Genomic DNA, 21,660 nt, shown 5'->3' with positions numbered 1-21,660 from the left:
CAAAATATCCTTGTTAGATTAGCTTTGGGTTTAGTCATCTAGGTGTCTAGAAGTAAATATAAATTAATTAAATGTAGTAAAAGAGAGTTTTCATGAGTTATCAAACCGACGACGTTCGCATCAGTAAAATCAAAGAATTACTTCCTCCTGTGGCTCTTATAGAACGATTTCCTGCCACTGAAAAAGCGTCGGGTTCGGTCGTTGCTGGACGCAATGCAATACACAATATATTAAACGGTGAGGATAAGCGCTTATTGGTGGTAATAGGTCCTTGCTCTATTCATGATACCAATGCGGCTATCGAATATGGCCAGAAGCTGGTAGAAATGCGCGAGAAGTTTAAAGATAATCTCGAAATTGTTATGCGTGTTTATTTTGAAAAACCACGCACAACGGTTGGTTGGAAAGGATTAATTAACGATCCATATCTGGATAATAGCTTTAAACTTAATGATGGCTTGCGGATGGGTCGCAAATTATTACTCGACCTTAACGACTTGGGATTACCCACCGCAGGCGAATTTTTAGATATGATCACGCCTCAGTACATGGCGGATTTTATGTGTTGGGGAGCCATTGGCGCTCGAACAACAGAATCTCAAGTTCATCGTGAGTTAGCATCTGGTTTATCTTGTCCAGTTGGCTTTAAAAATGGCACTGACGGTACCATTAAAGTTGCAATTGACGCCATCGGAGCTGCTAGTGCTTCACACCATTTTTTATCAGTAACTAAATATGGTCATTCTGCAATTGTTGAAACCGCCGGTAACTCAGATTGTCACATCATTTTACGTGGTGGTAAGACGACTAATTACGATGCTGATAGCGTTACTGATGTCACCACACAACTTAAGAATGCAAACTTGAATACTAAGATCATGATTGACTTTAGTCACGCCAACAGCAGTAAGAAATTTGAAAACCAGATGCTTGTTTGTAACGACGTATGTCAACAAATTAGCCAAGGTAATGATGATATTTTTGGTGTTATGGTAGAAAGCCACTTAGTAGAAGGACGTCAAGATTTGATCGATGGCAGTGCGTCAACGTATGGGCAAAGTATTACTGATGCATGTATTGGTTGGGATGCTACAGAGACATTGTTATCGCAGCTAAACGATGCCGTAGCTGCCCGAAACTCTTAATCATTTAATTGAAGAATCCAAAACCGTATCAGCTTAATTGTTGATACGGTTTTTTTTATTTGAGATAGTGTCCAAAAAAGAGAGGTCGTATGGAAACACTCGTTGCAAAAGTATTAACGCAAATTGGTGCAGTGGTGATGGGCAAACCTCATCAAATAAAGCTCGCTCTGTCTTGTTTATTGGCTAAGGGCCATATTCTTATTGAAGATTTACCCGGCATGGGTAAAACAACGCTTGCACAAGTATTATCAAAAACATTGGGATTAAGTTATCAAAGAACCCAATTCACTAGTGACTTGATGCCGTCTGATGTTATTGGCATATCCATTTTTGAACAAGCCAGCAATCAATTTGTGCTCCATAAAGGACCTATTTTTAATCAAGTCGTCTTAGCGGATGAAATCAATCGTGCAAGCCCAAAAACCCAAAGTGCTTTGCTTGAAGCAATGGAAGAGCACCAAGTGAGCATCGACGGTATCACGCATCCATTGCCTTTACCGTTTTTTGTCATCGCTACGCAAAACCCATTGTTTCATTCAGGAACTAACCCTTTGCCAGAATCTCAACTTGATCGGTTTATGATGCGTATTTCGATAGGGTTCCCAAGTGTTCAAGCAGAGCGTGAAATATTACTTGCGCAAGAGTTACACCAAAAAGTGGAAAATATTGGCCCAATCCTGTCTGGCGAACAACTTAAAAGTCTCCAAGAAGCTGTTGAAAACGTCAGTGTTAATGAACAAATTATTGATTACATTATTGGCCTTTGTCGATATAGTCGAAGGGATGTGTTTAACGGTAACCCATTATCGCCAAGAGCAGGGAAGTCACTGCTAAAAGCTGCGAAAGCTTGGGCTTTTATAGATAACCGTGATTATGTTTCACCAGATGATGTACAAGCGGTATTTCCATCCGTTTGCGAACACAGATTAGACGCTGGTATCAACACTATTGATCAAGTGAGTGATGTATTGTCTAAAACCATTTTAGAACGTGTTGATGTATTGAATCCGCTTTGATAATGAAAGTGTGGAACAAGTTAATGTCATCAGTTAAAAAACGTTTACATCATCGGTTTGACCAATGGTTAAAACGCAGAGTCCCGCCATCTCTTCATAAAATATTAGATAATCGTTCTATCTTCATTTTTCCTACGCGGCTTGGTTTTATTTACTTGTTCGTAATGATATTAGTGTTTGTATTGGGTACAAACTATCAAAACAATGTCATTATTTTATTGGCTTATTTGCTGGCAAGTATATTTATTACCGTTATGCTGCAAAGCTATTTTAATTTCAAAGGACTCTCCATAATAGGCACGGCTCAAGTAGTGGGGTTTGCCAATCAGCAATTTAATATACCGTTCACATTGGAATCGAGTAAACCGAGACAGTCATTGAATTTACGGTTTATCGGTCAACCGACTACCACTGTTGATTATCTTGAGAATAAATTATCTACTACTGTCGTATATACTCCTCTTCGTCGTGGTGAAATCAGTCTTGAACGGCTCAATATTAGAAGCCAACATGTTTTAGGGTTATTTAATACATGGACATGGTGTGATTTTGGTATCACCGCGATTGTGTACCCGGAAGCAAAGCCTGTTTCTACCCGAACCTTGAGTAAAAAACTTGAAACTGGAAAGGTTGAAGATGGCGACAGTGGTAAATTTATTGACGGGAATGATGACTTCCAAGAGCTAAATAGATACCGACAAGGCGAACCCTTAAGTCAAATTGCATGGAAACAATTCGCTCGAGGTCAAGGTAAATATACCAAGAAATATCATCAACCCGTATCAAATGATGTTTGGCTAAACCTAGATGATATGCCTACATATGATATAGAGGTAAAACTCTCGTACTTATGCTATCTCGTGGGTCAATATGCGGGTCAAAACACTAATTTCGGCTTGAACCTTAAAGAGAAAATAATAGCTCCTAGTACTGGTCACGAACATATCCAATCCTGTTTATACGCATTAGCGACTTACGGCAAACAAGGTGAGTTGTGATGTTTGGTCTATTATCAACAAAGAAATCAGCGACGCGGCCTAAAGCTATTCCCGCTATTAGATTTGAGCAAAACCATCGCTGGCTTTTATTACTCAGTCAAGTGTTAGTGCTGTTGTCATTAGCAGTTGAACTACAACTGTGGATGAATGCAATAATTAGTTTGTGTTTTGTTTGGCAAAGCGCCTTTATTTTAAAAGTGCTGGCAAAGCCAAACAGAGTGTTAGTTTTTACTATTGCATTGACTGGTGCAGTCGTTATTGCGTTATCAGGGCCCCAGCTTGGTTTGCTGCTCAGTATGATCCACTTGATTTGTTTTGCTTATGCCATTAAGTCGATGGAACTCAATAGTAGGAAAGATCTGCTTCAAATAGTTTTACTTGGCATATTTTTACTTGCTTGCGCATTCATCTTTCGCCAGTCCATATGGTTTGCCTTTGGCGTTACTGTGTTTTTGATCATTAACTTAACCGTACTGTATCTATATTTTGCACCGAAAGAAGACTGCGTTAAGGCGATCAAAAACAATGCTGCAATAGTAATGCTAAGCATACCATTAGCATTGACTATGTTTGTTTTGTTTCCACGCCTACAGCCCTTTTGGCAAATGCCTATCGCTAAATCTGCAAAAACAGGGTTAGGAGATCAGGTTAAGCCAGGAGATATTGCTTCACTAGCGAGATCTAGTGAGTTGGCGTTTAGGGTAAACTTTGTCTCCTCAGTGCCCGTTCAAACACAAATGTATTGGCGTGCAATGACGTTACCTTATTATGATGGGCAAGGGTGGCAGCTTAAGCGAGATCAAAACTCAGAAACAAATTGGAGCCTTTTACAAGCATACAGTCGCGCACAAAATATTTCTGTAGATACCACAGGGCCATTTTATCAATATCAAGTTATTGCGGAGCCGAGCTATCAACATTGGCTATTTGCGTTGGACGCAGCGCAAATTCAAAATCCAACTATTTTTCAACTCAGCGACTATAGTATTCGTTCAAATAAACCCATTTCCAAAACCATTGCATATGATATTAAGAGCTATCCGTCTTCACAGCTAGAGCCGAAATTATCAGCACACCGTAAACAACGTTTTTTGACGATACCCGTAGACGCAAACCCTAGATTGGTTGCGTTTGCAAATAATCTAAAAACACAACATCAAAACTCGGAGCAAATTATTGCATCTGTATTAAACACATTTGCTACACAAGCTTATGTTTATACCTTGCAACCACCAATGTTGATCAACAACAGTTTGGATCAGTTCTTTTTCGACACTAAATCAGGCTTTTGTGAGCATTATGCCAGCACGTTTAGTTTCATTATGCGTGCTGCGGGCATTCCCTCCCGTGTTGTTACTGGCTATATGGGGGGAAAATATAATCCAGAAGGTGAATATTATAGTGTCTATCAATATGATGCCCATGCATGGTCTGAAGTGTGGTTAGCGGATCAAGGGTGGACCAGAGTTGATCCCACAGCAGCAGTCAGTCCAGAGCGCGTTTCTTTAGGGCTTTCACTGGCGTTGGCCGATGAACAATCAGCGCTAGCCAATGATTATTTTAACTTTTCTACGTTTTCACATTTGGCAATTATTGCCAAACTTAAATTGCAGATTGAAGCTATTGATTATCAGTGGACACGTTTAGTCGTTGGTTACTCAATGGATAAACAATCTAAATTACTTAAAGAACTATTAGGTAGCGGGAAGTTATGGAAAACAGCGCTCATATTTGTTTGTTCACTATTGTTAGTTATCGGGGTGCTCTATTTACTGAATCAACGCACAACTAAACCGAAAGGGCAAGAAAAATGGCAACGTGAATTTGACAAGCTATTAAATCTTCTGAATAAAAGAGGCCATGTTCGTCAATCAGGACAAACGATAAAATCATTTTTACAAGCACTTGAAAAGCAACTCAAACATAAAGAGGGAAAAATCACCTGTCTTTGGCTAAGTTATTACCGCCTAAGCTATCAAAACTTATCGCCTGAAGATAAGAACCAAGAACTGATACTATTTTCCCGCTACCTAATAGAAATCAAAACACTGGTAGGTACTACTGACACTGTGTCGCATTAATCTAGCTTAGTACTGACATAGTTTTGACAATCTCTTAACAATTGAACGAACAGAGTTATTTCTCGATCTAGTGCAGTATTTGGAATATACAGTTGGAAGCCAAAAATTTGTTCCAAAATTTTTGTTTGATGAAGAAACGCTGCTAGTGGCCCTGTAACTTCCTTCTTATCTGTTAATTTATAAGGGGTAAAATTAATCAGGCTTTGCTCGTATGTGATCATGTGATGATTTACAGCCCAAATTAATAAAAATTTTTGCTCGTGTAACAATTTATTCGCTAGCCTTGCGGACATAACATTTACTAAGTGTTCAGTGTCTTTTAATTTAATGCCAATATACGGTAGTGTTACTTGCTCAACACCTTGGGTAGTCTTGACCACTGAAATATGAGCTATGTCACCCCACGGTAGTCTCCAACATCCTGACAATTGGATATATTGTAAGGCATCCTTACTGATGATCATGCTATACCTTGGCTGTAGTTTTTTTAAAGCCCCTGTCACAAAGATTATGCCTGAAATCAAATAAGCGCCTATCAAAGACAGCCGCCAATTGGGCCATAGCCATGAAGAGAGCAGCAGTAGAAATAAAATCATGCACAACGCGAGTGTGATTAAAAATAATCCATGATGATTTGATTGTGGTTTTATTTGAATAACATTTTTGAGCATACACGCTAGTTGATTGATTATTATACGCTTAACCAATATGGCAAAAAAAAGGCTTGTTGAATAGAAATTTTACGGCTAAATTTTAATAAGGAAGTAGTTGTAATAGGGGGTGATATGTCACAGTTACATGCACAGTCACACACGGATGAAGATTTAGCGAAAGTTATAGCAGTAGTTAGCTATATGACCTTAATTGGCTGGTTAATTTCGGTCTATATCTACGGACAACATAAATCGTGCTTGGCGCGGTTCCACATTCGTCAATCACTTGGTTTAATTGTTACGGCAGCGTTTTTATCCTTTATACCATTTGTTGGTTGGGGCTTGACTTTTGTACTCGCCATTTTCTGGCTAATTGCTGCCTACCATGCCTTTAAAGGTGAATGTTACCCTGTGCCAATATTAGGGCAATTATTTCAAGAGCATTTAGATTTTATTACCTAAAACTTTTGTGTGTAAGTAGCGGATATGGTTAAATTTGAATACTTAATTTTGCCATATCTGAGCTACCATTGATTTACCTTTATCCCGCTAACAAGATGGAAAATCTTTTAGCCATTTTCAATAAAATTCAGCAAGTCTCTCCACTCCCGTTTTTTAGTCAAGAAACCGTTATCGTGCAAAATGCCGGCATGCAGCACTGGCTCAATATGTCGGTGGCAAAAACTCGCGGTATCTCTATGAATATTGATTACGCGTTACCGGCTCAATATTTATGGAAGCTATTGAAATCCTTGGCTAGTGAGGACAACGCATTAGATCAATCACCATACTCTAGAGAGGTATTAACGTGGCGAATTTATCAGTTAATGGCTGACAAAAGGGTGATAAATGAACCAGTTTTTAACCATGTAAATCAATATTGGCAAAACGAAACGTCATTAGAGCAGGGGCTGTTTAAACGGTATCAATTAGCGCAAAAACTGGCAGACTTATACGAGCAATACTTGATTTTTCGCCCTGAATGGATTGATGCATGGTGTAGTGGCGATTATAAGCTAGAAACAGTCCTATTTAACCAGTGTTCAAATTCTATACCATTAGACGCGACAGATATTCAGTGGCAAGGTCAATTGTGGCAAATGCTACACCAACATATATCTTATAACCCCGTTGTTATGATGCAAGATGCTATTGAAAATTTAGAGCATAAACAGGATTTTTTACCTAAACGCCTTTCGCTATTTGCCATTAATGCTATGGCGCCAATGTGGCTAAATTTCTTAGAAAAAATAGGGCAATACACGCAAATTCATTTTTACCATTTGAATCCATGTTTTGACTATTGGGGGGATTTAATCACGGAGAAAACTGCCATTAAACGCCTTAACCAATGGACAAAGGATATTGATGTCAGCATGAACGCTGATATTGAAGTGGTTTCAAATAACGAAGAAGTTGGAAATCCGTTATTAGCAAATTTAGGTCAACAAGGAAGAGAATTTATCGCTTTGCTACAGTCAATTAGCACCATTGACGTAGAAGCCTACGAACAATTAGTTGTTGAAGAAGGCAAGGTAAGTGATTCAGTATTAAAGCACGTTCAACAGGATATATTGACCTTAGTTGATCGTCGAAAATCACCAGTACTAAAAATAGATGAATCGATTATTATAACAAGCTGTCATAGTGCTTTGCGCGAAGTTCAAGCACTCCATGACTGGCTGTTACATCAATTTAATGATGACAGTAATTTAACGCCGAAAGATGTTTTGGTAATGTGCCCGCAAATTGAAGACTATGCGCCATATGTCAACGCGGTATTTGCGCGTGGCTGGCAAGATATTGATGAAGGGATACCTCCTTTGCCTTGCTCCATTGCCGACAGAAACTCAAAGGATTCAGATCCTATCGTTGCAGGTTTTATGGAATTATTGTCATTGCCTGACAGTCGCTTTCAAGTGACCCATATCCTCGGCTTATTAAGGTTACCCGCGATTCAGGAAAAACTCGATATTGGCATAAATGAAGTTGATATCATTGCCACTTGGCTAGATAAAGCCGCGATACATTGGGGCTTAAACGATGAACATAAAAATACACACTTAGAAAGTGAATCATTAAACAGTCAATACACTTGGCAGCACGGATTTTCGCGTTTACTCAGAGGATTTGCCTACAGCGATCATGATCAAGTAGTAGATCAGCAATTACTAATTGGTCATGTAGAAGGGCAAGCTGGGGAATTGCTGGGTAAGATGATGTTGTTCATTGAACAATTACAAACTTATTTAGCAAAACTAAGTAAAACAAGAACCGTGAGCCAGTGGCAGCTACTATTATCTGAAATGTTAACGCAATCTTTTGCGGTAACTAATGAGTACAGTATCGATATCATTGTCAAAGCAATCACAGCGCTTGGTGAATACACAACGCAAGCCCACTTGGCAGAAGAATTACCCTTGACCATTGTAAAAGACTTTTTATCAAGCCATTTCTCTGAGCCTGATACCAGTCGCCAATTTATGGTCGGGCAAGTTACATTTTGTTCAATGCTACCCATGCGAAGCATTCCGTTTAAAGTTATTGCGGTGCTAGGGCTTAACGATGGACAGTATCCTCGTCAACGCCAACCTTTAGCATTTGATTTAATAGCTAATACAGCGCCTCAATTAGGTGATCGTTCAAGACGAGGTGACGACAGGTACCTCTTTTTAGAGGCCATAATTTCAGCTAGACAAGCGCTATACTTGAGTTTTCAAGGGCGAAGTATTAAAACCAATGCCTCTCAGCAACCCTCTATCGTACTCAATGAACTGTTCGATTATCTCACTCAAGGCTATGGTTGGAATTTTACCTCTGGTGCAAATTCACAGCTTCGCCAAACACCAATGCAGCCCTTTAGCGAGCATAATTACATAATCGAGTCAAAAGATAGTCACAATGACAATATTGCAACAAATCCTTATCCAAGTTTCGATGCAAAGTGGCTTACATTGGTTGATGATACACCGATAACAGAGTATATCTTACCTGCAACTAATCAAACAGCGAATGCAGCGACCATAAACACTGACTATAGCAGTGACGAACTCATCAAGTTTTATCAGCATCCAGCAAAAGAATACGCAAAGAAAATACTTGATCTTAATTTCGACGACTACGACACCAGGCTCAGTGATGATGAGCCATTTGTCGCAGATGGCCTTGCAACCTACCAATTACGTGAACAATTGCTGGACGCTTATGTGCAAAATGACGACTCAGAAAAGCAAGTTGAAGATGTAATAGAAACTGCAATTCTAAGTGGAAAATATTCAGACACTCCAGTGACAGATCTCTCCATAGAAAGTTGGCGTCATGATAGCGAAGAATTTTCCAATCTAATAACCAATTGTTTCAACCCGCCAGTCATTGGCGAATCTATATCAGTGAGCCTTGCGTTTACAGATGAAAAACAAATAGTTTGGCACTCACTTTTGCCAATTACAGATGGCTGCGTACTGTGTTATCGAAGTTCAACGCCAAAATTTAAAGATTTTTTGACCCTATTTCTACATCAAATAAGCTTACAACTGGCCCATTTAGAGGGGTTACTATCTAACGTGAGCACGGTGCAAGGTGCGTATTTTAATACCAAATCTCAAAAAATAGTGCGTTATCAAGTGAGTGAAATACAAGATCCCTTATGTGTACTGGAACAACTGGTAAACACTTTTGAAGTCGGTCAATCACAACCCTTGCTACTTAATGGCGCGCTGGTCGACAAAGTATTAACCTCGAAGAACTTTACAGATAACGCTCTCAAGAAGTTTTGGTCTGGAGATCAAAATACCTTAGGGTTTGGCCGCGACCATTATGTTCAATATTTTTGGCAAACATGCCCGCCTCTTGACGAAATTGAAGCGCCAATCTCTGAGTTGTTTCAGGTCGTTTATGACCATGTAGTGAGGGCCAAATAATGGAATTTAAACCGCTTATTGCCCAGCAATTACCTCTCGACGGCAAGCACTTAATTGAAGCGAGCGCAGGGACAGGTAAAACATTCAACATCACACGTATATATTTGCGTTTACTACTTGAAAGTGAGCTGTGTGTTGAGCAGATATTAGTGATGACGTTCACTAAAGATGCCACAGAAGAAATTAGAGGCCGCATTGGTGAAGTTATTCGAGACAGCCTAACAAACTGGTCATCATTAGTTGAAACTGACGAATTTTATCAAGCGCTGTCTAAAACACTAAATGAACAGCAAGCAAAAAGTCGACTAAGACAAGCGTTGTTGTATCTTGATGAAGCGGCTATTTTTACGCTGCATGGGTTTTGTAAAAGACTACTGAGCCAGTACGCGTTTAATACTGGTTTAGCTTTTAACCTAAATATGGAATCGTCTGGTAAAGATTTGACTCTTGAAGCCTGCCAAGATTGGTATCGTTTGTTGGCCAAGGAAGCACCAGAGCAATATATTTTACTGAGTCATTACTGGTCACACCCGCACAGTTTTATGCAACATTTTGCTACTGCTATTGGCAGACATGAACAGTTACTTCTCACCGATGAACATACGGTAAGGGAAAAATTTAGGGCGCTAGTCATGGCGGTGCAACAAGATTTAGCATCAAACCACTGCTTTATCGTCGAGAATTTAATAAATAATAAAAAAAGCAAAGACAAAGCAGTACGCGAACAAGAGTTTGAAGCGCTCAACCTTTGGTTGTCAAACCAACTAGGATCAAGCGAAATTACAGAGCAATCATTAAAAGAAAATCCATATCCGGTTAAGTTTTTTAATGGTGGTAGATTTCCCAAGGCGCTAAAACCGCAACTTTATCAAATATTTGCTAATGCTAACCAGTTAAAAGATGAAGTAAAATCACTTGGCGATAGAATAACTAAGGCCAAAGCATACCTGGTCGTAAAACAAGGACTTGGTAAAATCGCCTCACTTGTTGAGGCAAAAAAATCCCAGTTAAAATTACTGACCTTTGACGATTTGATAACAACGTTAGCAGATCAATTGGCACAAGATGATGCAGGCAAACTGGCACAGCTTGTACGCCAGCAATATCCAGCTGCCTTAGTTGATGAGTTTCAAGACACCGACCCAAAACAATTCAGCATACTACAATCTATTTACCCTTCATCTATGCCTAACGCACTTTATTTGATTGGCGATCCTAAACAAGCCATTTATGGTTTTCGTGGTGGCGATATTTTCACTTACCTAAGTGCACGAGAATACTGTCAGTACCATTGGGTGATGGACACTAATTGGCGTTCAAGCCAGCAAATGATCACAGCATATAATCGTTTGTTTTATGGTGATAATCTTGCACGGGCAGGTAAAGAGGTGTTCGGCTACAACATTCCTTATCAACCTGTCAAAGCTTCGCCAAAGGCTAGTTCATTCTCCAGCAGTAGTTTAAATGACAAAGCATTACAATTTGTTCATTTTAAGCCAGCTGATGTAGAAGAGGGGGGAGTGGTTAAGCAAAGCTACCGTACAGAAATGGCCACTTGGTGTGCGAACAAGATTGTCGAATTGCTATCCACTCAGTCTAAAGAATATCAGGCGCAAGATATCGCAATACTTGTACGCGATGGCGGTGAAGCCCAAGAAATTAAAAATGCACTAAGTGCCTCAGGGCTAGCGGGGGTGTTCTTATCAAACAAAGCTAATTTGTGGCAATCTGAACAAGCATTGCAATTGACACGGCTTTTAAAAGCGGTGTTATTTGTCGAAAACGATCATTATTTTATTGCTGGACTAGCCTGTGGCTTACTCTCTTTTAGTCACCAAAAGTTACTTGAATTACAAGCGGATGAAAAACAATGGCAAACATTAAAGTTCGCCTTTCTAGCGCTAAGAGATGATTGGCATTATAAAGGTTTTATCGCCATGGCGATTCAATTATTGCATGATCATATGCGTGTGCCAGCCCATGACAATGATCGCGTGCTGACCAATATCCTTCATTTGTTTGAGCTATTACAGTCTGCTAGCCAACGATATAAGCAGCCGCAAGAACTGCTCTACTGGCTAGAGCAACAAATGTCACTAGACCTTGTTGAAAATGAAGCGGAATTGCGCTTAGAAAGCGACGCCGATTTAATTAAGATAGTCACACAACATGGTTCTAAAGGGTTAGAGTACCCTGTGGTTTTTGTACCATTTTCCGCGAGATATAAAGATCCAACAAGAGTGGGCGCTCGAAAAGTCAACGTTATTGACTACCATGACAAACAAGGGAAACAGCAAGTAACGCTCGGTGCTGATTCTATCTTTTTACAAAATATGGCCGCTGAAGCATATGCGGAATCGATAAGGTTATTGTATGTTGCGGTAACACGGGCAGAGAGACAGTGCTACATGTTGACTACTCAGTTTGATAAATGTCATTTATCACCGTTAGGACAAACGTTAAAATGGCAAGCAGAGGAAGATATTGAACAGTCATTATTAGGGTTAGAGAATGAATATCCAGAGGCTATCGGTTTAACAACTGTCGATGCGGTTGAAGAGGTTAAGCAGCTTGATGTCAGACAATGTATTGATAAACCAGAAGTTCCTGTATTTAACGGCAAGATTGAACGTGATTGGTGGTTGAGTTCTTTTACTGCCCTAAGCAAGAATCTACGCCATGTTGGAATGTCATTACCCGATCGCGATTTAGAAACAGTACCGTTAGTTCAAATCAATGAAAACCCATGTGCTTCAGCTATGCGCTTTCTACTGACGAAAGGAGCTAATGCCGGTAACTTATTACACGAAATTTTTGAATATACTGATTTTAGCAAGCCTGAATGGCAACAGGATATTGCACAATATTTTGAACGCTACCCTGAGTTACTCAATTCTTGGCAGCACAGTGAGCTACAAATATGGCTGGAAGAAATAGTAAGTGCCAAATTTATTGGTGATACAAGTTTTAGGCAATTGGATCGCGCCCATATGCTTCACGAAACGGAGTTTTATTTTCCTATGTCAGAAGCAAATGGAGCGGCGCTGACCCAATTGTTATGGCACCATCGCCAGCAACATCGGGTTGATGAAAGTACCGTTAGGCAAGTTCAGCTTCCTCATTACCAGCAACTTAAAGGTATGATGCATGGGTTTATTGATTTAATTTTTGAACATGAAGGTAAGTATTTTGTTTGTGACTACAAATCAACTTACCTCGGCGACAGTTTTATCGGCTATCAGCATCAAGCGATGCTTGAAAATAATGAGAAGCATCATTATGACTTACAATATTTGATTTACTCTCTTGCTTTACACCGACAGTTAAAATTGGCTGTTAACGACTACGATCCTCAACGGCACTTTGGCGGTGTTTATTACTGTTATTTGCGCGGTATGAGCAGTAAATCAGACGTTCAATACTCTGGTGTATTTCACCGAGAAATAACAGCGGATGAATTGAATCAACTAGATCTAATATTTAATGGCGAACAGGGGAGTAAGTCATGATGAAATCAATTGTCGAGAATACTACAGCTGTTTATCCTAGTTATGCCATGGTGAGTCAAGAAATTAATGAAATAGCGCCGATTGATTATTTCTTTGCTAAAGAAATGTTGATGTTCCATAAAAGCCACAATAAAAGTTTAACATTTCATTTGTTACTTGCCCTTAGTCAAAGTGCGCGTTTAGGCCATACGTGTTTACCGATAGTAACAATTGCTCAGCATTGTTTCGGCTTTAAAAGTGATGTTAGTGGGGTAATCACTCATCACGGTTTTAACTTTCCAGCACTTGGTGAGTTAGAAAAATTTGTCGAAGATACATTTTTTGAACCCGATCACAATAAACCTGTATGCCTTTTAAACGGTTGTTTGTACATGCGTCGTAATTTCAAGTTTGAACAAGAACTACAACAGCAATTAAGTCAACGTGCTCAGCTAACTACAACCAAAGAAATAAACGCATATAAACAAGTAATTGAGGAATTATTTCCAGATAATTCAAGTAATGAAATCGACTGGCAAAAGATTGCAGTAGCCAATGCACTCAACAAAAAAATCAGCATCATTGCAGGTGGCCCAGGTACAGGAAAAACCTATACGGTGACTAAACTTATTGCCGCTATTATCTCACTACAGCAGCGATCTTCAGACAATACAACACCACTTTCAATTTCTTTAGTTGCACCAACTGGGAAGGCGGCGCAACGTTTATCAGAATCAATAATTCAAGCGATAACTGGCTTTAAAGGTCAAATAGATCAAGAGGTTTTAGAATTAGTTCCAACAGACGCTCAGACTCTACATCGATTTTTAGGAGTGATCCCCAACCAGTTGCAATTTAGACATCATCAAGACAATAAATTGAATTGTGATGTGTTGATTCTTGATGAAGTGTCGATGGTCGATTTGGCGTTGATGACTCGATTGTTTAGAGCGTTACCCAAACACACACAAATCATTATGTTAGGCGATGCTGATCAATTACCGTCTGTCGCTTTAGGCAGCGTTTTAGCTGATACCGCGCCTAAACCTCACCCAGGCTATTCTGGCGAAAACTTAGAATATTTAGCACAATGCACGCAAGAAAAATCAATCGACAACGTACTCAAGAAGCTAGCTAAAACTGATAATACTAAACAGCGTATTGGCTACGCAGATCATTTATCGTTTTTATATAAAAGCCGACGATTTGATGGCGAAGGAGGCATAGGCTTAATTGCTAATGCTGTGATCAACAGTAAAAGTGAGGCAAGTTGGGCGCTGCTTGAGAGCAAAGCGCCAAACCCTCAATTATCTTTTACGAGAAGTGTTGAACAATCATTACCTGCGCTTGTACAAAAATATTACATGCCGCTTTTAACGGCCAAAGATATCAATCAAGCATTTATACAGCTTAACGCCTTTCGAGTGTTGTGTGCCGCTCGAAAAGGCCTAAACGGTGTTGAACAACTTAATGAAAAAATAGCTGAATTGTTAGGTAAGACATTGAATCAAAGAGAGTTATTATATCACGGCATGCCTATCATGATAAACGAAAATGATTACACGCTTGGATTGTATAATGGCGATATTGGTCTTGTTTGGCGAAATGAACAAGGGCAATTATTGGTTGCTTTTGAGGATGCAGAGCAAGGTTATCGATACATTATGCCAACACGTTTACCAAGTTTTGAGCCGGTATACGCGATGACCATACATAAAACGCAAGGCAGCGAATTTAGTCATGTTTATATGGTGCTATCTAATCAACTTGAGAGTAAACTTCTTTCCCGTGAACTCATGTATACAGGGATCACTCGTGCTAAAAAGCACTTAACCATTACCGCCACTGAACCCGTATGGTTTAACGGGGTAGAGACCAAAGTGAAACGATTCTCCAATTTATCCTTATCGACAACTGAATAACGACCGAGTAAAGCTGAGTATTTAATGAAACTACAAGATATAAACAAAGCCCACTACCGTAAACGATTAAACACAGTCATAGCTGCCTTTATTAGCTGTTTCGCGCTATTAGCGGTGATTTTTGGTAGCCTTTTAATAACCTTATTTGCAACACCCATTGTAGACCCTGAGGTGCAGAGTAACTTCAAGTTCAATATCGCTGGGGTGATCATCGCCTTGTTAACGATGTCTGTCATCATGAATCATTTTAAAAAACACCCATTGATGACTGAGGTTTATTACGTGTGGCAATTGAAACAGATTCATAATCAAATTTATCGAAAACTCGTTAAAATTAAAGATGCAGCGACAGAAAAAGACACTAATGCATTAGTTATATTATCGTTCTATTACTTGAGCTTAGAGCAGGTTTACCATCTTGATAATAATACCTTGACTATGTCAGCAGTTAAAAAGGATCAGGTAAAAATACAGACACTGCTTGGTGACAAAAAGATTGAACAACAGGCTGAACAATTCCAGGTAGATTTAATCAAAGAATTCTAATCGTTACTTTAGGTCAGTTAATTGTTGGGGCGGTAGGAGATGCATCGAAGAGATAAAAATCGAAAAATCAATACCTACCGCTGTTTTTAACATATGATTTCGCTTCAAAAGGCACTCCATATATGGAATTTGAGAAAAGCTCAACAACATTACAATATTCTTAAAATCATTAAATTCTATTAGAGCAATGTTCGAAAAGTAACGACCTGCTGCGTGCAATATTGTTATTAGGTTAGCTTCGTTTTCAGGATCAAGATTAATACTGACGATCCCATCTTCGCTTACTGAATGACTTAGTCGTTGATAAAATGATATTTGGTTAATACAAAAAACATTTTTTTGTTCACTGAAAATATCACACAGGATGACATCGAAGCGCTGTGTGCATCCAGTCAAATATTCTTCGGCTTGCTGACAATGCGTAGTCACTTGGTTCGGTAAATAAAAATAGCGCTTAGCTATGTCTATCACTTCAGCTGAGTTGTCTACTGAAGTGATATCTACATTCTGGTTTTTACTAAAAAATCGCTCAAAGGTGGCGCCGCCAGTGCCGAGATTTAGAATTGATTTAGGCGAATCTTGCCACAACAAAAACATCAACATCGCTTGACAAACCGGCATTATTACTTGCTCTGTTTGGTTTTTATTCATTAATGATTGAATGATAGAACCGCCAAAATTAAACCAGCGATAGTTTTCTGCGTCTCTCACTTCAAGACGAGTGCCATTTATTTCTTGTGAATGAATTACCTGACTGTTCAGTTTGTCTAACGATGAAAAATTCAATTGATTAGCCCAAGATTAATAAACTCATGCACATGGTAAGCAATACTTTAAGCATAATATTCCATAGTATCAATATATTAAGAACTGAAATGAATTCGTATGCATGATCTTCACTACAATAGCCAATTGTGGTTAAAGTAGATTAACATTCAAATATAGTCGGATTTATGACCAACTCACCCTCATACCTACACCACCTGCATGCTTTTAGAGGCTTTGCAATTTTGAATGTGGTTGGCGCACACGCGTGGTCATTTATGATTTTTTGGACTGGTGATTTAAGCTCAGAAGGGATTAGTCGGCTATTCTGGCTCACTGAAACCATTTTCCATGGCTCCACAGTATATTTTGCTCTTATTTCTGGCCTGCTATTTAGCAAAATACTCGAAACGCGTGGATGGCAAGCTTTCTTTACCAGCAAGTTCACAAATGTGGTAATTCCTTACATCATTATTTCACTGTTTCTAACTTGGCATTATTGGCAATATTTAGTTCAAGATCCCGTTTTAAACATCTCACTTAAAGACTATTTAATCGTTGTCTGGTCAAACTTAATTTCAGGCAAGGCATCAATCCACTTTTGGTATATTCCCGTACTTATGGTAATGTTTTTAGTGACGCCACTTCTGGCGTGGATTCAAAAGCACTCCATTATTGCAATGAATTTAATCGCGCTTTTGCCTTTGGTTATTTCGCGAAGTCCTTTTCCAGACTTTTTAAAACCTCAAACCTTTATTTTCTTTATTGGCGCTTATGTTTTAGGCATGGTCGTGGGGCAGCACTACGAACAATTTAAACTCTTTGTTGCGAAGTACCAGCGATGGTTGCTTGTTTTGGTGTTATTGACTTCTTTTGTTTTGTTTTCGCTTTATCTGTATGGCTATCAAGCCGAAGGTTTTTATTCCGTTCGACAAACCTTGGTGTATTTACAAAAAACAGCTATCTGCGCGTTAGCCCTATACTGGCTTTCACAAAGAGAAGATAAATTACCCAATTGGCTATTAAACCTTGGTAGCTACGCTTTTGCGATATTCTTTTTACACGTTATTTTTATTGACTTGGTTATTCAATCTTCGCGTGACATTGTAGCTGCATCAAGGACGGTAGAGTTAATTGCTTTGTTAGGTAGCTTGAATTTTGTCGCTGCAATAGTTGGTAGTATGTTGATAGCGCTTATTGTAAAACGTATATTCGCTCGCCATGCCAGAAAAATAGTAGGGGCGTAGTTGCGAGCGCTCTCTTTTGACTGAAAAGCTAGGTTAATAAAGTAACTAAAAGTTAATATCAATAATCAAGTTATTGTCGATTGGGTTCAAATTCGTCATATCGAGGTAAATTCTCGTCAAAATTATCCCAGTTAGCTTTCGACGAGACAAAGTTGTGAGATATAGGCCTTTCATCTATGTCTGAGTCTAAAATCCCTAATCTTATTCGGAATCGACTTGGATCTTGTTCGTTTGAACTGTATACCGGAGAGCCGCAATGAGTGCAAAAATGTCTATTTCGCCCCGGCTTAAATGAAAAAGTACTTAAGCTGTCATGGCCAGCTAAGATTTCAAAGTCTGCAGAATTAATAAAACCATTTGTCGCATAAGCTGTTCCACTGTTTTTCCTGCATAAGGAGCAATGGCAGTGAATGATATCGCTTATTGGTCCATTGATCCTAACTGCCACCTTTTTACACAAACATTTTCCTAAATACATCGTTAACTTAACTCTTGTATGTAATTGGCTATTAATGGAGCACAATAATCAAAATGTTCAGTACAATAAAGTAAAAACAGATAAATACTGGTTTTTCTTTAAAACAATGGCTTAAAACCAGCATACACCATGCGGTTAGCATCAAAACCTGAACTAGCTTGTGCGATTAACTCTTCCATTCTTGGGTCTAGCGCTACTTTCGCATTAATGGAATCTCGTGCGTCTTTGTTTTTAAAAGCTACCCAACCAAATATGACCACCTCATTTGTTTTTGCTTCCACAATTTCAGTGAATGACTTAGTTCCAGCCAACGTTAGCTCGTCACCTACAAACTCTTGGTAATCAAGCGCTCCATATTCCTTCCAAATCAGCGCGATTTTTTGCGAAAGGTGCTTGTAGTTGTTTAAGCTTTTGCTTGGAATGGGTAGGGTGAACCCGTCAATATAATGCGTCATAACGTTTTAATGGTTATCGTTGAATTATTTAATCTATAAGTGTAGTAAGATTTTGCCGAAAGGCTTTTTACGCGTGTACTTATATGCCTGCATTACACTTGTTGGACTGAAAGGAAACATAACCGCAAAATGATTCTGACAAACTAAACATCAGTTTGTTTGAAGTCACTACAAACTTGTACCAACATATTTCTTATCCAACGTTGCGGCTGACTGTGCTCAACGTTGCCGTGCCAAGTCATGTAAACGGGCATTACTTGGGAATCTGTAAAGGGAATGACAAATAATGCAAGTCTATTCTGTAATGTTAGAATACTCTGCTTAGTTGTAATCGCCAAAAAATCAGTCCGAAGTACCGCTTGAATAACATCTTTTAAGTTTGCAGCACTAAATCCAACCTGACGTTCTGCAATGGATTGAACAAGTTGGCTTGCAGGATGTTCTTCTGAGCTAATTGAAGTTAGCACTGCGTGTTTCTCTTTTAAATAATCATCAAGTGATATTTTGTCTTTATTACTTAGCCTAGGATGATCTTTACGGCATATAATAACGGGATTATCGTTGTATAAAATCTTGTTGAAACATGCTTTGCTTCTACTTTCGAATACATCTATATGTAAGTCATACTCTTTGTTTCTTAGCTCTTTTTCAATGTCTTTAGGCACATTATTGGTAATAATAATATTAATGTTAGGTGACTCTTTTGAAGTAAGTTCCAGCAAATCAAATATATAAGGGTAATGAGCCAAATAAGGAATATTGATCTTAATTTCCATGTCAATTTCTTTAGGATCAAATCGTCCTTTTATGGGTAATGTATCACGGATATTGTCCAACATATTTGCGACAATGGGCGAAATTTTTTTAGCTTTCCGTGTTGGCTTCATCTCCCGGTTAGTACGAACAAAAAGTGGATCATCATACATTTGTTGTAATCGCTTTAGTGCCTGTGAAACTGAAGGTTGGGCGAGCCCAAGCGCCTCTGCCGTGTGGCTTAAGTTATGCGTTTGCATCAAAGATTCAAAAATCGTTAATAGATTTAAGTCAACTTGTCTTAGGTTAACGCTCATTTGCTGTAATCTCTCTTTTCTGCTGCATGATTATTATAGGTCTAGATATAAGTAATATAAAACTTTTCTACTATAGTTTCTGTCTATATATGTATAAGGAATATCCATTTCCGCTGTCGCTAAGCTCAGGCTACCATTCCCTTGAAATTTGATTCCAACAGAAAACTACTAAGTTACTGTTCACTTCGATTATTTAAGAGGTATTTATGAAAGGTAAATCACTATTAGCGCTTGCTTTAGTTTCAGTCCTTGCGACAACGGCGACAACTGCTAACGCAACAACTGACAAATCACGTCCAAATGTCTTAGCTATTTGGGGTGACGACATTGGTATTGATAACCTGAGCGCATACACTCGCGGTCAAGCCGGTCACTGGACACCAAACATCGATCGTATTGCAAACGAAGGTGTACTATTCACTGATTTCTATGGCGAAAATTCTTGTACAGCGGGTCGTTCAGCGTTTATTACCGGTCAACATCCTATTCGTACTGGTTTAACTAAAGTAGGTATGCCAGGTGCTACCCAAGGCTTAAGAGCTGAAGATCCTACTATTGCAGTGATGTTAAAAGATAAAGGCTACATGACGGGTCAATTTGGTAAAAACCATTTAGGTGATTTAGATGAGCATTTACCATCAAACCATGGTTTTGACGAATTTTTTGGTAATTTATACCATTTAAATGCAGAAGAAGAACCTGAACATTCAGATTATCCTAAAGCACCAGGCTTTAAAAAGCGTTTTGGACCACGAGGTGTTATACACTCCTATGGCGACGGCCGCATTGAAGACACAGGCCCGTTAACTAAGAAACGTATGGAAACTGTAGATGAAGAGTTCTTGAGTGCGACACTAAATTTTATTGATAAGGCTCATGAAAAGAAAAAACCTTTCTTTGTATGGTTTAACTCAACACGGATGCATGTATGGACCCACTTAAAGGATGAATCAGAAGGGATTTCAAACGGTGGTGGTCTATACGGAGACGGCTTAGTTGAGCATGACGGACATGTAGGTCAACTGCTAGATAAGCTAGATGAATTAAAAATAGCAGACAACACTATCGTAACGTATACAACAGATAACGGTGCAGAAAAATTAACTTGGCCTGACGGCGGAACATCACGTTTTCGTGGCGAGAAAAACTCTACATGGGAAGGTGGATTCCGTGTACCAGCAATGATGCGTTTCCCAGGTAAAATTCCAGCGGGTAGTGTTGCTAATAAAATGGCGTCACACAATGATTGGGCACCAACATTCTTAGCAGCTGCTGGAAATGACACTATTGTTGCGGACCTTAAAAAAGGCAAAACACTAAACGGCAAGCATTATAAAGTACATTTAGACGGCTATAATATGCTACCTGCCCTTAAAACGGGTAAAGCTAACACGGCAAATAACATTGATTGGCCACGTAAAGCTTTCTTTTACGCTACAGATACGGGCGACATTTCAGCAGTGCGTGTTGGTGACTACAAATTAATGTTCTCAGTGAATAACTGTCATGGCCTTGAGACTTGGATGTGTAGCTTTGAAGAGTTAAGAGCGCCTAAAATGTTCAACTTACGTCAAGACCCTTATGAAATTGCAGATCACGAAGCTGGCGGCTATGACAAATGGTTTATCGAACATTTACCGTACATGTACATGGGGGCAGGTGCTACAGCTCAATGGTTACAAACATTTAAAGCATTCCCACCACGTCAAGTACCGGGTTCTTTCTCCATCGACCAAATCGTAGATAAAATGCAAATTTGGCAGAACGCTCAGTACAAATAACTGAGTAGGTAAGTGGTATCATTTAGCCTCTAAATTGATACAGCTATTATTACAAAGCCCGTTCAAATTGAATGGGCTTTTTCTAGTTTATAGTG

16 protein-coding genes are annotated in these 21,660 nt (G+C 39.1%); 11 read left to right on the top strand and 5 right to left on the bottom strand.

Going from position 1 to position 21,660, the window contains the following annotated elements; translation table 11 throughout:
* Nucleotides 1-92 precede the first annotated feature (92 nt).
* The 4 genes from aroG (at nt 93) to QUE03_RS10150 (ending at nt 5,240) form a co-directional block, all read left to right on the top strand.
* Nucleotides 93-1,145 (top strand): 3-deoxy-7-phosphoheptulonate synthase AroG, encoded by a 1,053-nt coding sequence (gene aroG / locus QUE03_RS10165; protein WP_286267693.1) that lies wholly within the window; start codon nt 93-95, stop codon nt 1,143-1,145.
* A gap of 89 nt (nt 1,146-1,234) precedes the next feature.
* On the top strand, nt 1,235-2,161 hold the full coding sequence (locus tag QUE03_RS10160; RefSeq protein WP_286267690.1) for an AAA family ATPase: 927 nt from the start codon (nt 1,235-1,237) through the stop codon (nt 2,159-2,161).
* A 23-nt stretch (nt 2,162-2,184) separates the two neighbouring features.
* Entirely contained in the window at nt 2,185-3,159 is a 975-nt protein-coding gene (locus QUE03_RS10155) for a DUF58 domain-containing protein (RefSeq protein WP_286267688.1), read from the top strand.
* Nucleotides 3,159-5,240: a transglutaminase TgpA family protein gene (locus QUE03_RS10150; protein WP_286267685.1), complete on the top strand. Its 2,082-nt coding sequence runs from the start codon at nt 3,159-3,161 to the stop codon at nt 5,238-5,240. The genes QUE03_RS10155 and QUE03_RS10150 overlap by 1 nt, the downstream gene beginning before the upstream one ends.
* On the opposite strand, the gene QUE03_RS10145 is transcribed toward QUE03_RS10150, so the two are convergent.
* Complete coding sequence (locus QUE03_RS10145) at nt 5,237-5,704, bottom strand: DUF2982 domain-containing protein (protein ID WP_286267684.1); 468 nt, start codon at nt 5,702-5,704, stop codon at nt 5,237-5,239. The genes QUE03_RS10150 and QUE03_RS10145 overlap by 4 nt on opposite strands.
* Nucleotides 5,705-6,025: 321 nt before the next feature.
* Here QUE03_RS10145 and QUE03_RS10140 point away from each other — a divergent pair, with 321 nt between their 5' ends.
* The 5 genes from QUE03_RS10140 (at nt 6,026) to QUE03_RS10120 (ending at nt 15,769) form a co-directional block, all read left to right on the top strand.
* Nucleotides 6,026-6,355, top strand: a complete 330-nt coding sequence (locus QUE03_RS10140; RefSeq protein WP_286267682.1) for a magnetosome magnetite crystal formation protein family — start codon at nt 6,026-6,028, stop codon at nt 6,353-6,355.
* A 68-nt stretch (nt 6,356-6,423) separates the two neighbouring features.
* Nucleotides 6,424-9,813: an exodeoxyribonuclease V subunit gamma gene (gene recC / locus QUE03_RS10135; RefSeq protein WP_286267680.1), complete on the top strand. Its 3,390-nt coding sequence runs from the start codon at nt 6,424-6,426 to the stop codon at nt 9,811-9,813.
* The gene (gene recB / locus QUE03_RS10130; RefSeq protein WP_286267678.1) at nt 9,813-13,322 is read left to right on the top strand and encodes an exodeoxyribonuclease V subunit beta; all 3,510 of its coding nucleotides are present in this window, start codon (nt 9,813-9,815) and stop codon (nt 13,320-13,322) included. The genes recC and recB overlap by 1 nt, the downstream gene beginning before the upstream one ends.
* Nucleotides 13,319-15,223, top strand: a complete 1,905-nt coding sequence (gene recD, locus QUE03_RS10125; protein WP_286267676.1) for an exodeoxyribonuclease V subunit alpha — start codon at nt 13,319-13,321, stop codon at nt 15,221-15,223. The genes recB and recD overlap by 4 nt, the downstream gene beginning before the upstream one ends.
* A gap of 24 nt (nt 15,224-15,247) precedes the next feature.
* Nucleotides 15,248-15,769 (top strand): DUF3087 family protein, encoded by a 522-nt coding sequence (locus QUE03_RS10120; protein ID WP_286267674.1) that lies wholly within the window; start codon nt 15,248-15,250, stop codon nt 15,767-15,769.
* Between the two features lie 3 nt (nt 15,770-15,772).
* Here QUE03_RS10120 and QUE03_RS10115 read toward each other — a convergent pair whose 3' ends face one another.
* Nucleotides 15,773-16,555 (bottom strand): spermine/spermidine synthase domain-containing protein, encoded by a 783-nt coding sequence (locus QUE03_RS10115; protein ID WP_286267673.1) that lies wholly within the window; start codon nt 16,553-16,555, stop codon nt 15,773-15,775.
* Between the two features lie 167 nt (nt 16,556-16,722).
* Between QUE03_RS10115 and QUE03_RS10110 the strand changes: the two genes are divergently transcribed.
* The gene (locus QUE03_RS10110) at nt 16,723-17,781 is read left to right on the top strand and encodes an acyltransferase family protein (protein ID WP_286267671.1); all 1,059 of its coding nucleotides are present in this window, start codon (nt 16,723-16,725) and stop codon (nt 17,779-17,781) included.
* 70 nt (nt 17,782-17,851) lie between these two features.
* On the opposite strand, the gene QUE03_RS10105 is transcribed toward QUE03_RS10110, so the two are convergent.
* The 3 genes from QUE03_RS10105 to QUE03_RS10095 all read right to left on the bottom strand — a co-directional run bounded on the left by QUE03_RS10105 (nt 17,852) and on the right by QUE03_RS10095 (nt 19,784).
* Nucleotides 17,852-18,259 carry a GFA family protein gene (locus tag QUE03_RS10105; RefSeq protein WP_286267669.1) on the bottom strand — a complete coding sequence of 136 codons (408 nt, stop codon included), beginning with the start codon at nt 18,257-18,259 and terminating at the stop codon, nt 17,852-17,854.
* Between the two features lie 98 nt (nt 18,260-18,357).
* On the bottom strand, nt 18,358-18,714 hold the full coding sequence (locus QUE03_RS10100) for a DUF1428 domain-containing protein (protein WP_286267667.1): 357 nt from the start codon (nt 18,712-18,714) through the stop codon (nt 18,358-18,360).
* A gap of 143 nt (nt 18,715-18,857) precedes the next feature.
* Nucleotides 18,858-19,784 carry a LysR family transcriptional regulator gene (locus QUE03_RS10095; RefSeq protein ID WP_286267664.1) on the bottom strand — a complete coding sequence of 309 codons (927 nt, stop codon included), beginning with the start codon at nt 19,782-19,784 and terminating at the stop codon, nt 18,858-18,860.
* Between the two features lie 206 nt (nt 19,785-19,990).
* Here QUE03_RS10095 and QUE03_RS10090 point away from each other — a divergent pair, with 206 nt between their 5' ends.
* Nucleotides 19,991-21,565: an arylsulfatase gene (locus QUE03_RS10090; RefSeq protein WP_286267662.1), complete on the top strand. Its 1,575-nt coding sequence runs from the start codon at nt 19,991-19,993 to the stop codon at nt 21,563-21,565.
* Nucleotides 21,566-21,660 lie beyond the last annotated feature (95 nt).

The organism is Thalassotalea atypica, from assembly GCF_030295975.1.
GTDB lineage: Bacteria > Pseudomonadota > Gammaproteobacteria > Enterobacterales > Alteromonadaceae > Thalassotalea_F > Thalassotalea_F atypica.
This window is presented reverse-complemented; position numbering and strand designations above follow the sequence as displayed.

Bases quoted from the DNA above. Each gene is read 5' to 3' on its own strand.
- QUE03_RS10150 (WP_286267685.1), top strand. From the start codon at position 3,159: ATGTTTGGTCTATTATCAACAAAGAAATCAGCGACGCGGCCTAAAGCT.
- QUE03_RS10140 (WP_286267682.1), top strand. From the start codon at position 6,026: ATGTCACAGTTACATGCACAGTCACACACGGATGAAGATTTAGCGAAA.
- recD (WP_286267676.1), top strand. From the start codon at position 13,319: ATGATGAAATCAATTGTCGAGAATACTACAGCTGTTTATCCTAGTTAT.
- recB (WP_286267678.1), top strand. From the start codon at position 9,813: ATGGAATTTAAACCGCTTATTGCCCAGCAATTACCTCTCGACGGCAAG.
- QUE03_RS10110 (WP_286267671.1), top strand. From the start codon at position 16,723: ATGACCAACTCACCCTCATACCTACACCACCTGCATGCTTTTAGAGGC.
- QUE03_RS10095 (WP_286267664.1), bottom strand. From the start codon at position 19,784: ATGAGCGTTAACCTAAGACAAGTTGACTTAAATCTATTAACGATTTTT.
- QUE03_RS10160 (WP_286267690.1), top strand. From the start codon at position 1,235: ATGGAAACACTCGTTGCAAAAGTATTAACGCAAATTGGTGCAGTGGTG.
- QUE03_RS10145 (WP_286267684.1), bottom strand. From the start codon at position 5,704: ATGATCATCAGTAAGGATGCCTTACAATATATCCAATTGTCAGGATGT.
- QUE03_RS10090 (WP_286267662.1), top strand. From the start codon at position 19,991: ATGAAAGGTAAATCACTATTAGCGCTTGCTTTAGTTTCAGTCCTTGCG.
- aroG (WP_286267693.1), top strand. From the start codon at position 93: ATGAGTTATCAAACCGACGACGTTCGCATCAGTAAAATCAAAGAATTA.
- QUE03_RS10105 (WP_286267669.1), bottom strand. From the start codon at position 18,259: ATGTATTTAGGAAAATGTTTGTGTAAAAAGGTGGCAGTTAGGATCAAT.
- QUE03_RS10100 (WP_286267667.1), bottom strand. From the start codon at position 18,714: ATGACGCATTATATTGACGGGTTCACCCTACCCATTCCAAGCAAAAGC.
- QUE03_RS10155 (WP_286267688.1), top strand. From the start codon at position 2,185: ATGTCATCAGTTAAAAAACGTTTACATCATCGGTTTGACCAATGGTTA.
- QUE03_RS10120 (WP_286267674.1), top strand. From the start codon at position 15,248: ATGAAACTACAAGATATAAACAAAGCCCACTACCGTAAACGATTAAAC.